This is a genomic window from Microbulbifer sp. ABH2_005 (assembly GCF_056160005.1).
On the sequence record NZ_JBSWWI010000001.1, the window covers coordinates 3,450,585 to 3,473,608 of the forward strand.

At 42.0% G+C, this 23,024-nt stretch carries 15 protein-coding genes, 1 tRNA gene and 2 pseudogenes; 2 read left to right on the plus strand and 16 right to left on the minus strand.

From position 1 onward, the window contains the following. Positions 1 to 68: 68 nt before the first annotated feature. The 15 genes and pseudogenes from ACXAFI_RS14960 to ACXAFI_RS15030 all read right to left on the minus strand — a co-directional run bounded on the left by ACXAFI_RS14960 (position 69) and on the right by ACXAFI_RS15030 (position 20,534). Positions 69 to 1,102: pseudogene (locus ACXAFI_RS14960) on the minus strand (IS481 family transposase). A gap of 40 nt (positions 1,103 to 1,142) precedes the next feature. Continuing rightward, positions 1,143 to 2,374 (minus strand): annotated as a pseudogene (locus ACXAFI_RS14965) (IS3 family transposase). 306 nt (positions 2,375 to 2,680) lie between these two features. After that, the gene (locus tag ACXAFI_RS14970) at positions 2,681 to 4,942 is read right to left on the minus strand and encodes a glycosyltransferase family 2 protein (RefSeq protein ID WP_475109454.1); all 2,262 of its coding nucleotides are present in this window, start codon (positions 4,940 to 4,942) and stop codon (positions 2,681 to 2,683) included. Positions 4,943 to 5,033: 91 nt separating this feature from the next. Next, positions 5,034 to 6,434 carry a hypothetical protein gene (locus ACXAFI_RS14975; RefSeq protein WP_475109455.1) on the minus strand — a complete coding sequence of 467 codons (1,401 nt, stop codon included), beginning with the start codon at positions 6,432 to 6,434 and terminating at the stop codon, positions 5,034 to 5,036. A 508-nt stretch (positions 6,435 to 6,942) separates the two neighbouring features. Then, the gene (locus tag ACXAFI_RS14980; RefSeq protein ID WP_475109456.1) at positions 6,943 to 7,917 is read right to left on the minus strand and encodes a hypothetical protein; all 975 of its coding nucleotides are present in this window, start codon (positions 7,915 to 7,917) and stop codon (positions 6,943 to 6,945) included. Between the two features lie 29 nt (positions 7,918 to 7,946). After that, positions 7,947 to 10,655, minus strand: a complete 2,709-nt coding sequence (locus ACXAFI_RS14985; protein WP_475109457.1) for a glycosyltransferase — start codon at positions 10,653 to 10,655, stop codon at positions 7,947 to 7,949. A gap of 28 nt (positions 10,656 to 10,683) precedes the next feature. After that, positions 10,684 to 12,078 carry a mannose-1-phosphate guanylyltransferase/mannose-6-phosphate isomerase gene (locus ACXAFI_RS14990; protein WP_475109458.1) on the minus strand — a complete coding sequence of 465 codons (1,395 nt, stop codon included), beginning with the start codon at positions 12,076 to 12,078 and terminating at the stop codon, positions 10,684 to 10,686. Continuing rightward, the gene (gene rfbB, locus ACXAFI_RS14995) at positions 12,075 to 13,193 is read right to left on the minus strand and encodes a dTDP-glucose 4,6-dehydratase (RefSeq protein ID WP_475109459.1); all 1,119 of its coding nucleotides are present in this window, start codon (positions 13,191 to 13,193) and stop codon (positions 12,075 to 12,077) included. The genes ACXAFI_RS14990 and rfbB overlap by 4 nt, the downstream gene beginning before the upstream one ends. Positions 13,194 to 13,368: 175 nt before the next feature. Further along, positions 13,369 to 14,241 carry a dTDP-4-dehydrorhamnose reductase gene (rfbD, locus tag ACXAFI_RS15000; RefSeq protein ID WP_475109460.1) on the minus strand — a complete coding sequence of 291 codons (873 nt, stop codon included), beginning with the start codon at positions 14,239 to 14,241 and terminating at the stop codon, positions 13,369 to 13,371. 150 nt (positions 14,242 to 14,391) lie between these two features. Then, positions 14,392 to 14,940 carry a dTDP-4-dehydrorhamnose 3,5-epimerase gene (gene rfbC, locus ACXAFI_RS15005; RefSeq protein ID WP_475109461.1) on the minus strand — a complete coding sequence of 183 codons (549 nt, stop codon included), beginning with the start codon at positions 14,938 to 14,940 and terminating at the stop codon, positions 14,392 to 14,394. A gap of 52 nt (positions 14,941 to 14,992) precedes the next feature. Then, complete coding sequence (gene rfbA / locus ACXAFI_RS15010; protein WP_152451764.1) at positions 14,993 to 15,931, minus strand: glucose-1-phosphate thymidylyltransferase RfbA; 939 nt, start codon at positions 15,929 to 15,931, stop codon at positions 14,993 to 14,995. Positions 15,932 to 16,028: 97 nt separating this feature from the next. Next, complete coding sequence (locus tag ACXAFI_RS15015) at positions 16,029 to 17,663, minus strand: polysaccharide biosynthesis/export family protein (protein ID WP_475109462.1); 1,635 nt, start codon at positions 17,661 to 17,663, stop codon at positions 16,029 to 16,031. 133 nt (positions 17,664 to 17,796) lie between these two features. Next, entirely contained in the window at positions 17,797 to 19,029 is a 1,233-nt protein-coding gene (locus tag ACXAFI_RS15020; protein ID WP_475109463.1) for a KpsE/RkpR family capsule polysaccharide export protein, read from the minus strand. Between the two features lie 6 nt (positions 19,030 to 19,035). After that, positions 19,036 to 19,746 (minus strand): ABC transporter ATP-binding protein, encoded by a 711-nt coding sequence (locus tag ACXAFI_RS15025; RefSeq protein ID WP_475109464.1) that lies wholly within the window; start codon positions 19,744 to 19,746, stop codon positions 19,036 to 19,038. After that, the gene (locus tag ACXAFI_RS15030) at positions 19,743 to 20,534 is read right to left on the minus strand and encodes an ABC transporter permease (protein ID WP_475109465.1); all 792 of its coding nucleotides are present in this window, start codon (positions 20,532 to 20,534) and stop codon (positions 19,743 to 19,745) included. The genes ACXAFI_RS15025 and ACXAFI_RS15030 overlap by 4 nt, the downstream gene beginning before the upstream one ends. Positions 20,535 to 21,756: 1,222 nt before the next feature. Here ACXAFI_RS15030 and ACXAFI_RS15035 point away from each other — a divergent pair. Together ACXAFI_RS15035 and ACXAFI_RS15040 are read left to right on the plus strand one after the other, a co-directional pair. After that, positions 21,757 to 21,954 (plus strand): phage integrase Arm DNA-binding domain-containing protein, encoded by a 198-nt coding sequence (locus ACXAFI_RS15035; protein WP_475109466.1) that lies wholly within the window; start codon positions 21,757 to 21,759, stop codon positions 21,952 to 21,954. A gap of 30 nt (positions 21,955 to 21,984) precedes the next feature. Beyond that, positions 21,985 to 22,386, plus strand: a complete 402-nt coding sequence (locus ACXAFI_RS15040) for a hypothetical protein (RefSeq protein ID WP_475109467.1) — start codon at positions 21,985 to 21,987, stop codon at positions 22,384 to 22,386. Positions 22,387 to 22,836: 450 nt separating this feature from the next. On the opposite strand, the gene ACXAFI_RS15045 is transcribed toward ACXAFI_RS15040, so the two are convergent. Then, positions 22,837 to 22,912: transfer RNA gene (locus ACXAFI_RS15045), tRNA-Ala, on the minus strand. Positions 22,913 to 23,024: the final 112 nt, after the last annotated feature.

The window sequence follows — 23,024 nt, forward strand, 5'->3', positions numbered from 1 at the left end:
CAAGTGTAGTAGTTCAGACTTGATCTGACAGTTACCGGTTTTTCAGAAGGTGCTCTGTCAGGTCAAATTCAGTTTACGAGTTTCTCCTCCCAGATACTTTTACCCTCTTCAAGGATTGCCATCGGTGTGCGACCACAAAACTTTTTACCCTGATGAACTCGATCATTATTGTAATATACAAGCCATTCGTCCAGATCCTTTTGTAGCTCTTCTATTGATCCATAGATCTTTCGTCGTAACGATGGCCGGTAGAACTCTTGTAATATAGTTTTATGGAAACGCTCACAGATATCATTTGTTTGTGGGTGCCTGGCTTTAGTCTTGGTATGTTCTATCTCGTTGATGCTCAAGTACAACTAATGATCATTCCACTCCAGGTTGCCGCAATATTCAGTACCCCGGTCAGTCAAATACGCAACACCGGCAGATCATGCATGGCGTAAAACGGTAATACACGATCATTCAGAAGATCTGCTGCTGTGATTGGCGTCTTAGTGGTGTACAACTTGCAATGAGCCACCTTTGCATAGGTATCGACATAGGTTTGTTGGTAAATACGCCCAACCCTCTTAAATGTTCCAACATAGAAGGTGTCCTGAGAACCTAGATAGCCGGGATGTTGAGCATCAATTTCCCCGCAGGCTTCATCATCATGTCGCTTTCTTTCCAAAGCCTGAACCTACGACTCCGTGAGGATTAGCCCCTCCTTAGCCACCTTGGCTTCAAATGCTTTTAATCGTAACTTGAAGTTAGCCAGGTCGTTCCGTAACCAGAAACTCCGAACACCACTGGGGGGCACGAATACGCCACGTTTACGTAGCTCATTCGAGACTCGAACCTGTCCATGGGCAGGCTCTTGGAGAGCATAGGTTAACACTGCTTCTTCAATTACTATGTCAACACGGTTCTTGTGGTTAGGCACCCATCGACTCTTTTCAAAAAGGGCGTCCACACCGCCACTTGAAGCAGCTTCCTTGTACCGATAGAAAGTGTCTCTCGATACACCAAGCATCTTACAAGCTTTTGAGATGTTTCCAGGCTCTTCTGCAAGGTTGAGAAATCCGGTCTTGTGTTTGATGATACGATCATTAGTATGGATCATGGGATTTATCCTTGGTTTTGTTTTTAGGTTTATTTGGTGGTCAACTATTTCCGGACAGTAAGCTAAGTTTTTCTTCCGCTTTTGCAGGCGGTAATCCGTCATTGTGTCGGTGGGGACGCTCCCAGTTGTAGTGAGTCATCAAGTAATGGCTGATATCTCGGCTTGCTTCTGTGATAGGCGTATAACCGAGAGAGGGTATCCATTCACTTTTCAGACTCCGAAATAGTCTTTCCGTTGGTGCATTATCCCAGCAATTTCCACGTCGACTCATGCTCTGGGTCATTCGGTAGCGCCATAGCCGTTGGCGGAACGGATGGCTGGTATACTGACTGCCTTGGTCTGAGTGGAACATAACCCCATTAGGCTTTCCTCCCTGCTCCCAGGCCATTTTCAGTGCCTTCATCGTTAGTGTGGTATCTGGTTTCCCTGAGAGGGCCCACCCAACGATGCGGCGAGCGTGTAAATCTATAACGGTAGCCAGGTAACATCAGCTTGAACCGGCCCAGATATAGGTAATGTCACCACACCAAACTTGATTGGGTTTCTCAACATTAAATTGGCGATCAAGTCCATTCGGTATTTCTAAGTGCTCGACTATTGCTTTCTTATGCTTATGAGGACCAGGTTGTTTACACACTAAGCCGTCCTCACACATTAGTCTTCGGACTTTAAAGCGTCCGATTGATATCCCTTGCTTATAAAGCAAACCTACGACTGTACGACTTCCTGCAGAGCTACGGCTGCGCTCGAAGACTTTAATGACTTTGGAGCGAAGCTTCATCCTGGGTACATCAACAGAGTTCTTCTTTTTCCTGTATTCGTAGTAGCATGATCGAGGTATTTCTAACGCTTTGCAGACTAGTTCCACGGGCTCCTGCTCACTCAACAGGTCTATCAGCGCGTACAATTCATCTCGTCGGACATCAAGAGAGCGGTTGTAGATTCAATTGATAAGTGCAACACCCCTGTAGGAATATGGCCTATCGGGGTGTTGCACTTATCAATTGAATCTGCACTGGCCTTTTTTAGAATTTCCTTCTCCATACGCAACTGCTTTACCTCACGTCGCAGCCGATCTAGCTCAGCTAGCTCATCTGACCCCAGCCTCATACCACTTTCCTCTTGCTTCAGATCCTTTATCCAGCGCCATATATCATTGGTGGTGGTTCCAACAGCTTTGGCTGCCTTAGAAATCTAATACCCTTGCTCGGAGACTAGGGCTACGGCGTCTTTCTTGAACTCCGGCTTGAAATGCCGACGTGTACCTTTTATTGTCATACTTCACATCGCTTGGTAGTTTTACCATCTTAGCGAAGTGTCCGGAAGGATTGGACCACTACACATAAGGGTCATTCCCGGTTAGCTTTATGTGTCGGTGTTTAAAAGTCTCAAGATTGGTTATCGTTCTTTCTTGCTCAGTTGGTAGTAGCTCATCAATGCCTTTCTCTTGGTCGGGAGAGGTGCGGGCTCTACCAGCTTAGCCCCCCTTTACCAATTGCACTTATTATCCGAAATCAAGAAGTAACAAGTTATACCGCAAAAGAATAATTCTCGTGTACGATCTCTGAGGTATCATTCTCATGCCAATGAAAAATCCTCATGTACTAAGGTTAGGTTGGGATTATAAGCAGGATCTGAATCTAACTGTTCACCCCACCGGCTACGCATATATTCCGCTTCTCTTTGCGCACGACGACGCTTAGAAACAGTATTGTCGGCACCCCGAGATACGGACTCATGATGGTAAAGCTCGGCATATGGAGTCCATAGGTTTCGATAACCTGCTTCACGCACTTTTAGGCAAAGATCCACATCGTTGAAAGCCACAGCCAGGTTTTTTTCGTCCAGGCCTCCCACTTTTTCAAATACTTCTTTGCGCAATAGAAGGCACGCAGCTGTTACTGCAGAAAGATTCTGCACCAAATGCAGCCGAGAAAAGTAACCATAATCATTACGGCAAAAATATTTGTGAGAATGCCCAGCGACTCCACCAATACCCAAGATAACACCACCGTGCTGAATCGTATCATTTGGGTAGTAAAGTTTAGCTCCTACACAGCCAATTTCAGGTCTCATTGCCTGACTTACCATCTCTGTCAACCAAAGGACATTAATCGGCTCTATATCATTATTTATCAATCCAATAATTTCACCTTTTGCTATGCCCACTCCATAATTATTAATAGCTGAATAATTAAATGGATGATCCCAACGATGGACAGATACCCTTGAATCGGAGCTTGTAACTTCTTCAAGAAAATGTAATGTTTCTTTACAGCGACTTTGGTTATCTAAAATGATCAATTCAAAATTAGAGTAGTTGGTTTTGGAAAGAATAGCCTCAATACATGGCCTAAGGATATCAATGCCGTCTCTTGTTGGGACCAGAAGGCTCACTAACGGAGCTGGCTCGGGAATGGACCAACGGACACGATAGCTATTTGGTACAGTACCGGACTCGGCTGTCGCACTTAGGCCTTCACGTTTCAGGTAATCGGAAACAGCTTGTAAACCTGCTGTAGCAGCATAACCCTTCGCGTTGCTTTCTTGCGCTGTCGATCCACTAACAGCTCTCCAGTGGTATAGAATTTCTGGGATATGTACCACATTGCTGGAATTCAAGTATGGCATACAACGCAGTAGCAAATCATGATCTTGGCTGCCTTCAACACCTGTTCGATATCCACCAACTTGATTCACTAACTTCTTTTTTAGTATGGTTAGATGACAAATATAATTCTGTGAAAGTAGCAGGTCTGGATTCCAACCTGGCTTAAGGTGTGGATCAAAACGCTCACCATATTCATCAATTTTGTCTTCATCACTATAAAAAAGTATGGCTTGTGGATTTTGCGAAATAGCTTCTACTACACGTTGTAAAGCATGTGGTGCCAGAATATCATCATGATCAAGTAGCGCAATATAGTCCCCATCCACTAAGGATAATGCACTATTACTAGCTGCAGAAATATGTCCATTATTTTTTCTAAAAGTGACTTTAATACGCTTATCGTGTTGGCGATATTCCTCTAAGCATAGTATTATGTCTTTCTTGTGGGAGTAGTCATCTGCAATACAAAGTTGCCAGTTGCTATAACTCTGCCCAATCACTGACTCAATACAGTCTCTTAGTAGACAAATATCCGTATTGAAGACAGGAAGTATAATCGATACTAATGGAAGCTCAGCGCTTACTTTTAAATCAGAATTATTTTTAAGTGAATTAAGGTTTTCTCTTTTTCCAATCCATTCAGCGTAATCGTAAACTTGGTGTTTTTTAGCAAATGTTTTTTCATAGTAGTTAAGTGCAATATCCTGCCAAGTGCAACCCTTTTCATGGGCTTCTAAATCAATTTTTTTTAGGACATCACTCTTACTTATATCTCTAAACTTGAAATGCATGTTGGCTAAGCGTTGTGATAGCCTATCTTTAGCAAATTGAGAAAAAAGCTTGACCAAATGAAAATAACGGATGGTAAATAATCCTGTTGTTTCCATAGGATCAAAACGTAATGCGCGGGCCGGAATTGGAAGATAGATAAGACGCTTTGAAATTCTTCCGGATTTTAGTGGAATAAAAAAACTATCTAGTTCACTAAAACCAAATCCGTAATCAACATATAATTTTGCATCAGCTAATGACTGATCATGCTGAATATCTATCTCAACCATATACCATCCAGATCCAAGATTAACTTTCGCAAAAATAAATTTTGGATCTTGAGTTATCGCACACCAATCAAAATTTTCTTCAGAAATTTCTAATTTCTCTATATCGGCGCTTGGCTTAAGATATTTTTTTAGGTCTATATGAAATAAAGATTTAATAAACTTTAACACAAAATTAACTCTGAGTTTGAGCGACTTTCAATAATTTTGAAAGATCTTTTTAAGTTTGATGTAGCTAGAAATAATCACAACGTTAGCAAAGTTAATTTTTTTCATACTTTATCAATCGATTATATATTTTCTGAATTGCAGGACCTTTGGGTCGGCACTCAAGTGCTTTTTTTATAAAAATTAAAGCCTGGATATGCTCACCAGCTTCTTCTAGTGCAAGTGCTGTCTCTCTACAAATATCAGCAACTTGTGAAGAACTGGAACTTATAACTCCAATTTGCCTTTCATTAAATTTAAATTTTGATATATTAGGATCGCTATAAGGTATTCCTAAAATATCTGCGATCCGAAATAGTGTTAAATTATACTCGTCACGCTTCTTTAGCTTATGGAAGATAAATGTTTTTAAATTCTCTTTTGTTTCTGGCTTCCTATCAAAAGATGAAGCCGCATCAATTAGTAGAGTTAAAGGTATTTTTTCATTTCTCTTAGAATTTGAATTAGACTCTACTACAAACTCTTCGCTAAAGAAATCATCTGGACAGTAAGCCAAAATATTTTCTTTCAAAAATTTATTGGTTTGATAAAATTTCCTTACCAATTGCTTTATGTCGTAGAAAGTTATTAATTCTGAAATTTGCGGTGCAGGCAAATACAAATCATCAGAGTATTTTTGTAAGCACCAATCTATTTCCTGATGCAATGTAGCTGGAGCATCAATCAATATTATATTTAACTGCCTTTTTAGCTCTAGCGCGCCTATACTATACGATGTGTTCACAGGTTTTTTATTAAAGGAAAAATCCTTTATATTGTTATTAGATACGTTAAGAACACCAAGAAAATCTAGCTCAATAGCATGGGGCTGAGATCTGATGTTAACGTATGGAAACACAAGTACATTATTAATGCCGAATTTATCTACCCATAATTTAAAAATATTTCCTGAAATCCTATCTAAGTTCGAATCAAGGCTTGAGAAAATGAAGTCACCTAATGATTTAGTATATGAATGTCTTTTAACCGCTTGATTATAGTTTGAGACCAAAGCACTAATCGGAGAGCGAAAATAAGCAACAATCTTAACTCGTTTCCCAATTATCAGATTGGCAATATCTTCAGCTTTATCATAAAAAGACTCGCCCGACAATAATAGGCATTGATTCTCCCTCTTAGCTGCATCAAGCCATTGTTGTAATAATTTTTTAGCTCCTGCGAAATCTCCTTCGATTAGCATTAGCCCCAGCTTGGAATGACCCCCAGAAACACCATTCATGTCAAGAGAATGTTCAGGGTAGTAGTATCCATTTTTAGCGAGATTAGTTCTATTCTCTACGCAAAATTTTTGGATTGCTGAGGACCCAGATTTTGGGGCGCCAATATGTATTACAATATCATTTTCATCTGATACTGAATGAAGCTGTCTCTTTCTTCTCGTCTTACTCCGACTAACCCTCAAGAAATTTGGAATAAAATCAACAATAGTGGCCAAGTTAAAAGCTGCTCCGAATATAAAGATACATTATCATTTTACACATTCCAATAAAAAATAAAATCAGCTTAACATGAGTGTTATATTTAGACCTCCGAGCTTAGTTTTTAAGAACAATATTCAGCTTTCAAGGACATAATTTTTAAAGAATCACGGGGATAGTTTTTTCACACCCTTACTAAAAATTAATAATCCGAAGTCATACCTATAGCTATAGCTATAGGTATAGGTATAGGAGATATTTTCATTTGCTTTTGAAAGCTGAACACGGGGAGTTTAAAATTCTCGTAAGTAACCCGCATGAAAAGGAAGTACATTTATCCAATATTAATTTTGCATGCTAAACTCGCATGTAAAAGCGTGGTATAATATTTGCGTGAATTCTTTACGGTCAAAATGAAAAAATGGTAATCAGTAAATTATACTACATAGTAATTTTGAAAAGGGAAATGATAAGATCCACTTTTACAAGTGGTCAGCCGCTCCCTTTTCGCTTACTTGTTTATCCTTAATCTAACATTTTATAAATCTCATTCAGCAACTTATTATTTTCTGGCACAAGCCAAGTATTTGGTGATGCGTAGCTATATTTTACACTATTATCAATAGCCATGTTCATATTAGATACAATACGATCGGAGTATTTAGCATAAAAAGCTTTAACCACTGAGCCAATTGGTAAAGTGCTTTTATCAATTTCTATCTCCTCAAAGGAGAACTCAATTTTTTCTTTTTTTGATTTTATTTCACCTAGCTTCACAAGATCTATATATTTTTCTCTTATATTATTTGATACCTTTCTGCCAGAAAGACAGGCTTTAAAATTGAGCGCGCGTATGATTTCAATGTCTATTGGATCAAATGAAATATTTACAGCCTCATTTTTATCTGCTGGCACTTGTATATTGTAAATGCCTTTAATAAATCGAGTGTATAGATTCCCTTCGCTCAACATCTCTTTATCATAGTGGAATATATATATATTTTCTTTTCCGAAAATTTTTGAAAATTTATCTAGTATAACTGAAGGATTTAAAACATCGCTCATAAACGGCCTGGATATATGATCAAACAAAAATCTTGGGAAGATTTCCCCAGAACCATGTTTTATTTCTTCCTGCCATAGTGAATATGCTAAGGATTGGAACTCTCTATAGTAAAAAACTATTCTTACTTTTCCAAAGTTGCTTATAGGATGTAATCTTTCGATGGCTTGCTCTGGTATACTTTCAAAATTTTCGCTTGATAATATTACATTCATTGCCTCTTCATTACTAAGTGTATCGAACTCTCTATAGAATGTTGTAGCCCCTTCTTCACTTGAAAGCATCTCTGGAACTCTGTGGTGTCCCCAAAGAAACTTCCAACTTTCAGGATATAATATTTTTTTTGATTTGAGAAGCTCTGCGGAGTCAGTCAGTTTTTTCTGTAAAAAGGTACTTCCAGTTTTATGAGAACCGATATGTATTACTATATCTTTCAAAATGCCACCTCTACCAAAGTTCAACTATTTTAATTTAAAATGCCACTAATTAATTTTTTCGAAAATTGAGATTCATCATAAACTTTGGATAATTCTTGAAACTTCTCTGAGAGTTGCGCGCCATTTTTTAATAAATTTAAGGTTATATCTGAGTAGTCAGATAATTTCTTTGCCACATTATCTGGGAAATCTTTTAGAATTTCGGCAGGCCCCCCCTCTTTCCACACTACAGGAATTGCGCCAAAAGACATCGCCTCTATCGGTGTAATTCCAAAATGTTCAAATACTTCTGGACTGCTCTCAATTGACTCATTAATACCTGTCCCATGCCAATAAAAATGTGCATCCTTATATAGGTTACGTAGCTCCTGAAGAGACACATTGATATGAAAGTCAATAGGTAACATGCTCGATACATTTTTAAGATTGGAGAAGTATTTCCTATCCTGTTCTGATGATGCTAAAGCTCCAGCAAAAATCATTCTGAAATTTAATCCAGCTGATTTCCCAGCGTGAAATAATCGCACAAATGCTTCGATTAACTCCAATTGCTTTTTGCAATGGCCACCTGAAATGTATCTCCCAACATTAAGTATTTTGATTTCTTTATCTTTCCAATTTTTTGATATTTTTTTACTATTAATATTTACTGGTGGGTGCAAAATTTCAACAGGGGGGATGTTCACAGAAAATTTATCTGCCTGCCGCTCATAATTTGTCTTGGTAAAGGCTGAATTGACTATTACTTTATCGTAGTCTTCAACATTTTCAAGGCAATTAGATATATGCCAGGATGACATTGGAAATGGAAATTGGCAATGATATATATTTTTCTTTCTGCCAATTGCTTTCATTGATGGGGAAAGTTCGTTGCTCATTGCTACAAAGAGATCAATATGTGGCAATGTATTTAACTTTCTTTGCTCTATTAGGCGTAAGCTCTTAATATCAATTCCAAGCGTATCACCTATATTTGCTAGTCTATAATAACTATAACGTGATGGCGTTGCGAAGTATGTAATATATTCGTTCGACAAGATGGAGGCTATTGATAGAATATATCTTTCACCACCTCCTGGTGTTAAATCATAAGGAGAATAGACTACTGCAATTCTATTATTCTTTAAACTTGCTTTTGAGAAATCCCGATGCTCAAGAATATATTTAGAATTGTCGGCTACTTCTACCTCCATTTCTCCTCTTAAAAAGTTACCCCATCTTTCTACAAATTTTATTCTATTGGTATTTATAAGGTCAAAAAAATCAAATCCTATCCTTGAATCTTTTGATGTTGCATTTTCAATATGGTAAACAATAGAATCTGATTTATACCTAATGCATTTCCCTAATACTTTTAATTTAGCAGACAAGTCGGCATCTTCAAAATATGCAGGCTCATATCTAAGATCAAACCCTCCTATTCTTGCAAACACCTCTTTTTTTAGAGCTAAGCAAGCAGCCGATGAATGGTCGACATCCATATCAAAATTAAATTGATCATCATTAGAGTTTAGGCCTTTGCCAAACTGGACATTCTGCCCACAGGAATTGAGTTGCCCACCAGCTTCCTGCAATCTTCCATCAGGAAAAATAAACTTCGGTGAGCTTGCCACATATCCTTCCTTCAGAATTGCGGACAATAATGGCTCCTCCCAGCCTTTAGTAACAAAAGCATCATTATTTAAAAAACAAATGACTTCACCACTTGTTTCCTCAACGCCAATGTTGTTTGCCTCTCCGAAGTACCTATTAACCTCAAGTCGTATAATTTTTAAATTTGGAATTCCGCGCAAGATCACTAATCTTTCATACTCATCATCTTGGCTACCATTATCTATGATAATAATTTCATATTTCCTTTGTGTGGATGCGATAATTTGTGCCACACATTGGATTGTCATGCTAGACTTATTCCAATTAACTATTACGATTGAAAGTTCAGGGTTAACATTATTCTTTTCTAATATAGGAGAGTTGATACTGTCAGCTAAGAACTCTATCGCTGAATCATAATCTTTGCGGCTATACTGGTTTATATTCTCTGCTAGAGTGGCTTCAATACCATTACATGTTAATCTGTTTTCCTTTTTTCCAAATAAAGTGAAGTGCCTCAGCAGGCCGAAATCTCTAGCTCCAGGAACATCTTTATCATAAGTCTCTGGTTTGAAAAATGCTCCCCCCTCATATATAAAATAGTTATATGGTGAATATTTTTCATTGTCACTGGGTTTTTCCCGTATTTTAAGCTCACTTATTAATGGATGTGTAGCTCCAACTCTTTCATTTTTTATGAAATCTTCAAGACCAACTTTATCTCTACCCAATTTTTTTCTTTCAAGGTAATATGTTTCATTAAAGTAAGGTGAAGGACTTGGTCGATCTTTAGAGGTTAGATAGTGCTCTAATGGGTTAATTCCAGGTTTTAAGGACGCCTTCTCTTTATAGTATTCAATATCAAACAGAAAGTGGGGCGACCTTCCCTCATCAGCACCATGGATAATAAAGTGTTCAAGTGGATTTATATTGGAAGACGATACATCTGGATTTGTCTTTAAATAATACCTAGTTGAGAATACTGCACATGGATCTATGTCATTTGGCCAGCCATCCATTAGGTAGAAATGCAATGCTTCTTCTTTACTAGAAAATTCAATTCCAGCTTGAACGCCAATATACGCCTTGTCTATAAATGGCATATAATTTATATATTGTTTGTTTTTTTTTGACTTAAAAATCATGTTTATAATAATCCTACCCGCTTACTACTCAAACCCTTCCGTACCTATCTTCAAAGCGTACGATATCATCCTCACCGAGATATGAGCCTGTTTGAACTTCAATCATTTCCAGTGGTATCTTTCCTGGGTTTTCTAGCGCATGTATTTCACCAATTGGGATGTATATTGATTCATTCTCACTTACCAAACTGGAGTTATCACCAATAGTTACTTTTGCCGTCCCAGATACTACTATCCAATGCTCAGCGCGATGATGATGCATCTGTACTGAAAGTTTTGCTCCTGGCTTAACTGTTATTCGTTTAACTTGATCACGCGGACCAAAACAGATTGAATCATAATGTCCCCATGGTCGGTAGACTTCACGGCCGTGCAGATATTCACTACGATTCTCTGCTTTAAGCTGCCTGACAATTTCCTTTACATTCTGAATTTTACTTTTATCCGCAATAAGAAGTGCATCTTTGGTTTCCACAATAACTACATCCTGTAGACCAATTGCAGCTACCAATTTACCTCCACTATCTACATAGCAATCCTTAACCTCTTTTAGTAAAACATCCCCACGGGTTACATTTCCATTAATATCTTTATCAGATATATCCCATAAGCTCTCCCAGCAGCCCACATCACTCCATTGTGCATCCATTGGTACTACTATGGCATTAGACGTTTTCTCCATTACCGCATAATCGATTGACTTTTCTGGGCAGGCTTCGAAATTAAGTGCATTTGGGCGGAGAAAATTAAGATCTGATTCAGAATTTTTCATGGCCATCTTGCAGGCCTCAAGAATATCAGGGCAATATTCCTCCAGCTCTTTAAGGTATGATTCAGCCTTAAACATGAACATTCCGCTGTTCCAAAAATATTTACCAGACTTTATGTAGCTTTGTGCCGTACTTATATCTGGTTTCTCTACAAACTCTAAAACTGGCGATGCTTCATGGATGGATTGGGCTCGGATATAGCCATATCCGGTATGAGGCTTATTAGGAACCACTCCAAAGGTTACAAGCTTTCCTTTCTCTGCAAATGTAATCGCTGAATTTATTGATGCATGGAAAGCTTCCAGGTCTTTAATTACATGGTCAGCGGCTAATACCAAAAGCAATTCTTCTGGATCAGCAGTAAGTGCTGCTAGTGCAATTGCCGGTGCGGTGTTGCGCCCGACAGGTTCAAGTACAATGTTTGCATCGTCATTTTTATTTAGACGAAGCTCTTCAGCAGCAATAAATCGATGCTCTTCATTGCAAATGATGATTGGTGTTTTGCATGATAAACCTTTGAACCGATTTAATGTATCGATGAGCATGGAATTATTTCCAATTAATTCCAAAAATTGCTTTGGCATTAACTGTCTGGATGCGGGCCATAAACGACTTCCAGATCCCCCGGCCATAATCACTGGTGTAATAGTCATTTCGAAGCAACTTCCTTTTTGTAGTGAGATAATATCCAATCCTGATAACTTCCATCCATCACTGCCAACCACCAGCTGTCATTCTCTAAATACCATTGCATTGTTTTACGAATTCCACTAGCAAAACTCTCCTGTGGTTGATAATCAAGTTCACTATTGGACTTCTCAGGATCTATGGCATAACGACGATCATGTCCGGCCCTATCTTTTACAAAGGTAACTAGACTCTGTGCTTTCCCTGCTATTGCAGATACCGCTTTGGGGTACTTATTAGCGAGTTCCGGGTTTTCGGCAAATTCAGAGTTCATTAGTTCACAAATCAGCTTAACGATGTCGAGATTTGCCCATTCATTAATGCCACCAATGTTGTAACACTCTCCCAAGTGACCTTTTTTAATTACTAAATCGATGCCTCGTGCATGATCCTCTACATACAGCCAGTCGCGTATCTGCTGACCATCACCATAAATGGGTAATGGTTTATCCTGCAGGATATTAGTGATTACCAGTGGTATCAGTTTTTCTGGAAAGTGATAAGGGCCGTAATTATTGGAGCAATTACTGGTTGTAACCTTCAATCCATATGTATGGTGATATGCACGTACCAAATGATCTGACGCAGCCTTACTGGCAGAATATGGGCTATTGGGTGCATAAGGCGTGGTCTCGCTGAAGGCGGGATCCTCAGGGCCCAGGGTTCCATAAACTTCATCAGTAGAAACATGGTGAAAGCGGTGGTTGTCTTTATTAATTCCCTCGTCCAACCAGATTTTTTTTGCTGCCTTTAGCAGGCTATGAGTACCGATAATGTTTGTTTCAATAAAAGCATCAGGGCCACTGATAGACCTGTCTACATGACTTTCTGCTGCGAAGTGTACCAGCGTGTCTATTCTATGCTCTTTGAGTAGGGTTTCTACCAGAGACGTATCGCAAATATTTCCCTGACAAAAAAAGAAGTTGGCGTTTTTCGCTACTGGGTCCAAGTTAGCTTTATTACCGGCGTAAGTTAAAGCATCAAGTACTACTATTTTATCTTTGGGGTGATTCTTCATCCAGTAGTGGACAAAGTTTGAACCTATAAAACCAGCGCCACCGGTTACCAGTAAGTTACTCATTTGTTTCTGCCATTACTTTTTGTATTGTTGGAAACTAAGGATATACTTTTGTAAAGGTATATCCTTAGGTCCTCAGTGCTTTCAAATTTATTTTCGGTCTGTGTGTTTTGTTGATACCTATTCGACAGATCTTTTAAATGCACACTAACACTTGGAATAATTGTGGGGTCCTTCTTTAAGAACCAGTTTTTTCTTGTAAAACTCGGCGTAATACCTGGCGCCAGTGTTGTGATTCAAAATTCAAATCCATCACCAAGCTTGACTTATCCAAAACACTATATGCTGGCCTTGCCGCAGGAGTAGGATAGTCGGCAGTGCCTATTGGCCTTATTTTTACATTTACCTCATCGACCAACAGACCAAGATCCTTGGCCTCTTCATAGATAGCCACGGCAAAATCATACCAACTGGCAGTCCCAGCATCGGTGCAGTGATAAATACCACTTATTTCGGTCTTGCTAATTAACGTGAAAATAGTCTCGGCCAGTGTTTGAGTACTTGTAGGAGTACCTATCTGATCAGCAACAACGCTCAGCTCGTCTCGCTCGCTCATAAGGCGAAGCATAGTATTTGTAAAATTGGCTCCATGGGCGCTATAAACCCAGGCAGTACGTAGAATAACCGCTTGGGGTAATATGCTTTGCACGGCTGCTTCACCAGCAGCTTTGCTTTCTCCATATACCCCTAATGGACGGACCGCATCTTGCGGTTGATAAGGTGTAGAACTCTGGCCATCAAATACAAAATCTGTGGAGATATGAATCAATCGTATTCCCATCTCCCGGCAGGCTTTAGCCAAATTTTCCGGGCCTGTGGCATTAACAGCGTAGGCCTGCTCCTTCTCTGATTCCGCCTTGTCCACCGCGGTATAGGCAGCCGCATTAATAATCGCGACGGGCTTGTAGTGAGTCATTGTCTGTATGACCTGATCCGCACTCGTGATATCCAGATCATTTCTGTCTAGTGCTATCAGCTCTATACCAGCCGGAATACGTTTTTGCAGCTCTTGTGCCAGCTGGCCGTCTTTACCAGTTACTAAAATTTTCATTGACTTATTCACATTGAATTAGGAGGCACCAGCTAGTGTTTTGACATCTCTGATTGAAACTACAAGCTTGCTTAACTGATTCACAAGCTTTTCATGTCAGGGAAAGTTTCTGAGATGAGTCATGTGATCTAGGATTTCCTACTGCAGCTACTAAGGGAAAGTAATAGCTTCTTTTAGGCTTTTTCCTGCGGTATCTTTGGCAGAAAGTAGAGGTGCTTTCCCATTTACTAAAGGCCATTCAATGGCAAGTTCTGGATCATCCCAACGAATAGACTGCTCATACTCAGGCGCATAGTAATCAGTGCACTTATAGACGAACTCGGCTTCGGCACTGGTAACGTAGAAACCGTGAGCAAAGCCTTCAGGAACCCAAAGTTGTCGCTTATTTTCTGCCGAGAGAATAACGCCTACCCATTGACCAAAAGTTGGGGAGCTTTTTCGTAAATCTACCGCCACATCAAAAACTTCGCCTTTTGTTACACGTACCAACTTGCCTTGGGTTTGCTGAGTTTGGTAGTGCAACCCACGAAGAATTCCCTGGGTAGACTTACTATGGTTATCCTGGACAAAGATCCTTTCTCCACATTCCCGGTTAAATAAATCCTGTCGATAGGATTCGAAAAAGAAACCACGCTCGTCACCAAAGACTTTTGGTTCCAGGGTTTTCACGTCGGGGATAGCGGTTTCTATTACTTTCATACTGCTTTTTTCTTAGTTCTTCAAAAGGTGGAACGAAGGGTTTTCTATCCATTCAAAGAGCAGCGGCCAAACGCTGCTGAGTGAAAGGAGGTGCTTCCCCAGATTCCAACAACAAATTCATTAGGTATTCACCATAACCGCTCTTTAACAGTGGTTGGGCTTGCTTTTCCAGCTGTTCAGCACAGATAAATCCCTTGCGGTAAGCCACTTCTTCCGGACAGGCAATTTTCAGCCCCTGGCGACGCTCCATAGTCTGAACAAAGTGTGCAGCCTCAAGCAGGTTGTCATGGGTTCCGGTATCCAACCAAGCGCTGCCACGGCCCAATAATTCAACATTCAATTGATCTCGCTCAAGGTAGATATTGTTGATGTCGGTAATCTCCAACTCACCGCGGGGGCTTGGTTGAACTTCTCTTGCCAAATCACAGACTTGCTTATCATAGAAATATAAGCCAGTTACCGCGTAGTTAGATCTTGGTTGAGCTGGTTTCTCTTCTAAGCTAACGGCTTTGCCTTCCCTATCAAACTCTACAACGCCATAAGCCCTTGCGTCGGCGACGCGATAGCCAAAGACTGTCGCTCCCTCTTCATTCGCATCTGCACGCTGTAATATCTGACTAAAGTGCTGGGTATAAAAAATATTATCACCCAATACCAGGGCGCTCTTATTGTTACCCACATGCTCACGACCAATGATAAAAGCTTGCGCGAGGCCATCTGGGCTCGGCTGTATCGCATAGCTGATGTTAACCCCCCATTGAGAGCCGTCTTCCAGTAAGCGCTGGTAAAGATACTGCTCTTCTGGTGTGGTGATGATCAGTATGTCCTGGATACCCGCCAGCATGAGTGTTGTTAGCGGGTAGTAAATCATTGGCTTGTCGTATACCCCCATCAACTGCTTGCTAACCCCCTTGGTAAGGGGGTATAGACGCGTACCAGAACCACCCGCCAGAATAATTCCTTTTCTGGTTGAACTTCCCTTTGTAATCATCTTTTTCTCCTTGGAGCTCAATGAGTCGCCCACTATTTCCTGCATCTCCAAAACTTTTATATTCAAAGATCTGGAGAAGAAGTATTACCCGGTATCCTTAGAAAGACAGTACTGCCGCTGTGCCTACGGCTATACGGTAAAGAATTTCTGTGACATCTTTAGTCACCTGTAACTCACTGGAGCGTACCTCTGGCATCACCATAATTTCATCACCAGGGCGCAGAGTATCTTTCAGACGATTATCGAACTTGCTCTCTTTAACCCGACTGATGGTGCCATCTAAATGTAGAATTACTAATTCATCTTGATTGGCGCTATTGGAGAAACCGCCAGCCATTTCAATGTAGTCTTCCAATGTATGGCGTTCATTAAATACCAGTGAAGTTGGAAAAATCACTTCACCCACCACTGAAACCGTAGAGTTCCTAAGTGGTACCACTAACCTATCACCATCCTCCAGCAATATATCTCCGGCCTTGGGGTTATTAGCCAGTACCACCTGTCCTCGAGGTTGTGCCTTTCGAGCCTCAGCAATGAACTTTTGAATCATGGCGGCGTTTTCCGACTGGGCATCTTTTTCCAGCTCAGTGTTTGGCTGGCGGGTAAGTACTTCCATCTGCAAAGCATCTAGGGAGCGCTCTAGTGCGGCGCGCTGCTTCTTGGCCACGCTTTTGCGGTATAACTGCACTGCAGACTGATCAGCATTACCGCGAAACTCAAGCTGTGACAGTAGATCTTTAAGCGTAGCGCCGTAGGGGAGTACATAGCTTGCGGGTCCATCCAGCTCACCGCTCACACTTACGGATATGGATTTGATATCGTTATCCCGGACTAATTCGACTCTAGCTCCTGGGTATAACGCGGTATTTAGGGCTTCTGCCAATGGCAGATAGCTGGCTTGCTGCTGATCATCAATTACCTGAGTAATACGGGCAAAGTTGGCCTGGGGGTCTGGCTTGGCTACCAGTAGCATTTCCCCTAACTGAGTGTAAGGGCCGGTAAATTCTATCTGCGCAGCCTGTTGCACCGCGCCCTCGATTGAAACGGCTCCATTACGCGCTCCAACTACAATGGCATCACCATTGCGTAGCTGCAATGCGGGCATGCTGCCATCGGTAAGAAAATTATATAGATTGACCCTTTGCAGTAGCTGATCACCACGCATTACTTTCACATCTATAAAGCTTCCACTTTTGTGATCTATACCGCCCGCGCTATCGAGGTAATAGAGAATAGAGTCAGAAGAAAAGCCATTAAATAGCCCTGGATTTTTGACATAACCTGTTACAAATACTTTGACCGGTTGGCTGGCCTCCAGGTTAGCGTAGGCTCGCACATTTTTCTTGAATACACCTTTTACATGGCGTAATACAAAGTCATTGAGTTCGCCGTTTTTCACGCCGGCCACATGCACAGGCCCCACTTCGGGTACAAAAATATTACCCTGTGGGTCCACCGCAAGAGTTGCACTAAAGCTATAGGCACCCCACAGTTGCAAGTTAATTTGATCACCGACGGTTATGCGATAATCTGGGTTGAAGCCACTAAACGGCTGATCCTTGAAGGCCCCCTGAAACAGAGACTGACCAAAGACCAGCGCACTTGGCTGAGGAAGCCCAGTAGAATCATTCTTTTCCAATAGCTGAGTTTCCAGAGCTTGAGCATTCGGCAGCGCAACACCAGCCAATAAACCAAGTAATACCCCAAGGGTTTTAAGTTTTCTCACGATCATTTTTTCGATCTTTTCGTTTGAGTCTCTATTTTTAATATCCAGACTTTGCCTTGCATTATCTGGGTAACTAGCGCTTTTAGGCAGCCACTTACCTCCTTGCTCACCAGTCTTACACTCGCAAGCAAGAAAAGGATTAAATCCTGTGGTCGCGAATACTGGATATCAACATTTTCACAATGCCATAGATCAATAGCAAAATAATGGCTAAGCTGGTTAGGTTATAAAGCTTACGCGGGTATTCTGCTTTCTCCGCTAAAGAAGGCTGGCTCACAACCATCAAGTGTTTAAGTCTGCCTGAGGCTTCCATTCGGGCAGTTTCTAATGCTTTTAGTGATGCTGCGTAGGCATCGGTGGCAAACTGAAGGTTCAATTCTAAATTCTGGAAATGCGCACTCAGGCTGTTAAGACGCTGCTCTCCCTGTGCATCTGAAACACCAACCAAGCGTTCCTTTTCTGCGGCTATTTGCTCTTCCAGCGCGCTGATTTCAGCCTGCATTGAGACAACCTGAGAAGAGTCGGGATTTAGATAGGTTTTGGCCGCCGTCAGTTTGGCGCGCAGCTCGGCAAGCTTGGCTTCGAGCCCCTGAATAATTCCGCTGATCCCCTTTGTTAGCTCTTCTGGGCTTACAACTTTGTTACGGTTTTGGAAATCGAGAATTTCCTGCTTAGAGGCACGCAATTTACTTTGAGCCAACTCGAGCTCACTGCGCACAAAAGCCACCTGCTTGTCGGCTAGCTGATTGCTGATAGCATTGACAAAATCTTCAGATTTCTGGGTAACAGTCTCAACCAGACTGCGCGCGAACTCAGGCTCAAAAGCCTGCATCTCTATTGTGATAATACCCGTCGACTCATCGTGACCAATGGCGATATGCTCACGATAGTATTCCAGGTAGTCTTCCTGAGTAGCATTGGAGTCAAGGCGAGAAAAGATATCGTAGCGATCGCTCTTGTAGTAGCTACTCAACTGCAATGTCTTATCCAGATATACAGCCATATCTAAAGACTGAATATAGTTAACCACTAGGAAGGCATCTTGATTGTCTGCTCCTACACCTGGCAAAAGGAACCCAAGGGAAGATGACATTCCTTGACTAGAGCCATTATCTTTCACAATCAGCTGAGTGCTACTCACATAACGATCCGAAACGAAGAAAAGATAATAGGCGGATACCAGGAGCAGGGGCAAGCCAACACAAAGTAGTAATCCACGCCATGCGCGAATACCCGAATGGCCAGGCTCCGATGGTGGTTCATTCGCAGTAAAACCTGCAAACATACCTTTTACAACCTCAGCCGTTCTTTTTAGTGCACCGCTATCGGGCTTAGCTTTTTGCTCAGAGACAGGTTGCGTATTTGTTTCCATTTTGACTTATGCCTTAAGTGCCTGTGCGGCTCTATTCTGTTGTTGCACCTTGGGCTTGGGTATCCCTTGTTGATAAAGCTCAATAGCCTCTTCTACAGTATCGAAAATCTGTAGTCCTTCCGGCCCGAGGTAAATACCGACATCACAATTCTTTTTCAGTTGCGGCATGGCGTGAGCAACAATAATAAATTTGGCGGATTTACGCTTTTCGGCGATAACCTGTTCACACTTATGCTTAAAGTGCGCATCACCAACGGACATCACCTCATCCACTAGATAGCAATCGAAATCCACGGCGATGCTCAGACCGAATGCAAGGCGGGAACGCATGCCTGAGGAGTAGCTCTTTACCGGCGCATTGAAGTAATCACCAATCTCGGCAAAGTCCTGGACCCTGTCCAATACTGCCTGCCGGCTCCTTCCCCAGATTCCATGAATACCGCAAATAAACTCGGCATTCTCACGGCCAGTCATACTGCCCTGAAAACCGCTAGCAAGCCCCATGGGCCAAGATATACGCTCGTTGGTAATAACCCGTCCATAATCTGGATAATCAATCCCGCCCATAATTCGCAACAGGGTTGACTTACCAGCACCATTTCTTCCGAGAATGCCAATATTCTTACCTTCCGGGAAAACGGCATTGACATCTTTGAACAACACTTTGCGACCATTTGGTGTGCGGAATGTCTTGGTCAGGTTACGCAATTCGATCATTTGCTGCGCACCAAGTCTCGCCACTGGCTGCGGTAAACCAATAGACCAAAGCCAAGCATTGCCAATGAACTGAATGTCAGGTATGGCAGGTTGGCGAACATACCATGGTAACTGCTAAATAGTCCCTCACGAGTAAGCTCAATGACATGCAGTAAAGGATTCCAGGCGAGATACGGGTGGTATTGCTCAGGTACCTGCTCCAAAGAAAAGAACACACCTGACATGAAGTACAGCGGTCGCTGAATCAATGGCCCGAACTTGCCCACTTCCGGGTATTTGGCACCGGCCACACAGAGCGCCAAACTCATACCAAAGCAGAAACACAGGTAGAGAAGATTCACCACAATCAGTAGCAGAAAATCATTAAAGGTCGCGGATATACCCACCCAAGCCAATATTCCCAGCAGCGCGATCAGGCTTATCAGATAGATAGCAAACTCCAACATTACCCGGCTCATAACCGCATCAAAGGGGCGTAGCTGGCGATAGTTGAATAGTCCGCGGTTGGAGTCCACCGCCGCCATAGACTTACTAAAACAGTGGGAAAAGAATAGAAATGGGGCAATGCCAGCGAGCATAAAGAGCACGGTGGGGATCCCCGGGTAGAATTCCCTCCCAAGGAAGCTGAAAAGTGTTGCCAAAACCATGATATGCATGGCCGGCTCTAGCAACACCCAGGCATAACCCAGCTTCCACTTACCGAATCGAGTTTTCATCTCGCGCACAAGTAACGCGAAGATCACATCTCGCTGGATCTGCCAGACAGAGCGTGAAGTTGTTGGACCCATAGCAGCTTTTTCTTGGACAATTGTGAGCCAGTTCTCTTTTAGCACATGCCTGGAACTGGGATAATTAACTCAGACCTACTTGGAAGGAATTACTTCACTTAGCCGAGTGGTGCTTATTTGAGCTTCACTCATTTTTGCTGTGCGAGCACTTTAGCTCACAGAGAGAGAAGATGACTCTTCCTGAATACGCCAGCGGCCTAATTGACCAGCGCAGCATCCTATCGCAGCCACCAAATTTCGTCACACCAAATTAATTACGCGCCATTACGTACACCCCACCCAATTCTAGTCTTCACTTAACCACTAAACTTACACAGATTGAATGCCACTCTCAACGAATGCCTAACGCCTGGCACCAATAGATAAACCAAGATTTATATAAGGCCATCATTCGATAACCGCTCAAGTAAACACTCACACATCTGTTCTACTAATAGGTTGATAACAGTCGGGTCAACCAATGACCGCTTTTAGTATATTCTCCATACGCTTTGCATTTATTTCATACAGCGCTCAGCGATATAAACCAACAGGTTTACAAAAATAAAGTCTGGAAGCATATCTAGGGAACCTCTAAATAATTCCGCAACATCCATGCAAAGCCATACCTTGATTGCGAACCGCTTTGAAGCACGGGGATATCCAGAAACTCCCCAGGAGGCCTCTGGCCGATAACTCTAAGCCATGCTCTAGACTATCGCCACCCTACAGCTCCTCCCATACCGCTACTCTAGAAGTAAAACTACCAATAATAAATGGATGAAAAAGTGATGAGGTCGATACTTGGGATAAAAGTACCTATACACCCTAGAAGCCCTAAGCCTCAAGAGTTTTTCCATTTCATCATAGATCAGTATCTGATTAATGAGATCCGCGCGAGACTTACCAAATTAGAAAAGCAAGGGAATTGATATCTTCGAACCGATCCTAAGGTATGACCTCTTGATGGTGAGCGACAGCCCACCACCACTTACGTCCTGCAGTACCAGTTATACAACCCTGAAATCACCAATATGCGCATTGAGTGCATTTAGGAGATCGGCAAAGAGGGCACTAAGGCCAGTGGCACAGATGAGTCAAAAACAAAAAATTGTCATTCTGCGGATGATAGAAAACCGAGCAGAGTAGTTCGCAGACAGTAAGAATTCACTCAAAGAGACAAGGGCTGAGAATAGATAAAGTAGAAATCGCGCAAGGAAATAGCCAGACCTAAAAAGACACAATGGTGGGCACTACCCCGCTACCTGATAATCTCTACCCGGACCCACGCCACAGAGAAAACTACTGGCGCTATCGCCGCCCTGATGGCTCCAAAAAAATCTTTAAAGCATCCTTTGAAGATGCTCTGCGTATGGCGGAGAAGGCCAATACTCACCGGGGCGATAACGTAAAGCGCAAACCCGGCAAAGCCCCCGATTGAGCCATCTTTACACATTATGCTGTACGATATATGGAATGGTGCGTTGAAAATGATCCCCACTTACCCAGTAAGGCCAGCTGGCGCAATCGTTGCAACAACTTAAAGCGCTTTGGTGAAGATTTCGAAGCGATCTCTATACATAAAGCCAAATTAACTGATTTGCGCAAATGGGGGGAGCCCCCAACCTATCACCAACAGCGCATACGCCGCGCCGAGTTTAATAAATTCTTTAATTTCTTAATGGCTGAAGGCTTGTGCAAACTCGAAAGCAACCCGTTTACCACTGCCGATGATCGCCCCCGCCTGCTAGAAAAAGGAAAGCTCATTAAAAAGCATCAACGCTTAACTCTGGAAGTTCACTGGACCATTTATAAAAAGACAGGGAATAAGGTTATGAAGCGCTACAGATTGCTATGGGTATCAGCATGCTAACCACCATGCGCCGCGCTGATATTTGCGAGCAGAACTTTGAGAAACACTTGCAAGGTGACACCTTCGCACAACGATTAATAAATCCGAAGCGCAACGTGACAGTCTCGCCGCCAGCCATCTAAGTTTTAATTTAAAAACGCACCAACAGCTTGGCAAACTTATTAGCCGCGCCAGGGAATTCAGCCTAACAAATTACCAGTACTTTTGATTCCTCTTTTTAGGTTAGGGGACAGAGAGTAACTCTATGGATAGATCAAGCATGGCAAATTCAACATCCGCCGTAAGTAAAGAATCAAATGAGATGGGAGTTTTGAAAGGGTAAAATTCAGACGAAAAAAAGGGCCTGAAGGCCCTTTTTTTCTTTCTTGCGAGTTTGTGTTCACGTTTATGTGAACTTGGCAAGAGTGCCGTGAGCCTCTTCTCGCAATCCCTTGATAGACAAGGGAAATTTGGTGGAGCTAAGCGGGATCGAACCGCTGACCTCAACACTGCCAGTGTTGCGCTCTCCCAGCTGAGCTATAGCCCCAAATCCGTTTTGCTTAACGTTTCCGTTGAAAGCGAGGCGCATTTTAGCAAGGTTTAGGCGCCTGTCAACAGAAAAAATAACTTTTTAATCAATTAGTTAGCAGCCGGATCGG

Coding starts and splice junctions, on each gene's coding strand:
- rfbA (WP_152451764.1), bottom strand. CDS start 15,931: ATGATTACAAAGGGAAGTTCAACCAGAAAAGGAATTATTCTGGCGGGT.
- rfbB (WP_475109459.1), bottom strand. CDS start 13,193: ATGAGTAACTTACTGGTAACCGGTGGCGCTGGTTTTATAGGTTCAAAC.
- ACXAFI_RS15025 (WP_475109464.1), bottom strand. CDS start 19,746: ATGATCGAATTGCGTAACCTGACCAAGACATTCCGCACACCAAATGGT.
- ACXAFI_RS14985 (WP_475109457.1), bottom strand. CDS start 10,655: ATGATTTTTAAGTCAAAAAAAAACAAACAATATATAAATTATATGCCA.
- ACXAFI_RS15040 (WP_475109467.1), top strand. CDS start 21,985: ATGGAATGGTGCGTTGAAAATGATCCCCACTTACCCAGTAAGGCCAGC.
- ACXAFI_RS14990 (WP_475109458.1), bottom strand. CDS start 12,078: ATGACTATTACACCAGTGATTATGGCCGGGGGATCTGGAAGTCGTTTA.
- ACXAFI_RS15030 (WP_475109465.1), bottom strand. CDS start 20,534: ATGGGTCCAACAACTTCACGCTCTGTCTGGCAGATCCAGCGAGATGTG.
- ACXAFI_RS15015 (WP_475109462.1), bottom strand. CDS start 17,663: ATGATCGTGAGAAAACTTAAAACCCTTGGGGTATTACTTGGTTTATTG.
- ACXAFI_RS15020 (WP_475109463.1), bottom strand. CDS start 19,029: ATGGAAACAAATACGCAACCTGTCTCTGAGCAAAAAGCTAAGCCCGAT.
- rfbC (WP_475109461.1), bottom strand. CDS start 14,940: ATGAAAGTAATAGAAACCGCTATCCCCGACGTGAAAACCCTGGAACCA.
- rfbD (WP_475109460.1), bottom strand. CDS start 14,241: ATGAAAATTTTAGTAACTGGTAAAGACGGCCAGCTGGCACAAGAGCTG.
- ACXAFI_RS15035 (WP_475109466.1), top strand. CDS start 21,757: ATGGTGGGCACTACCCCGCTACCTGATAATCTCTACCCGGACCCACGC.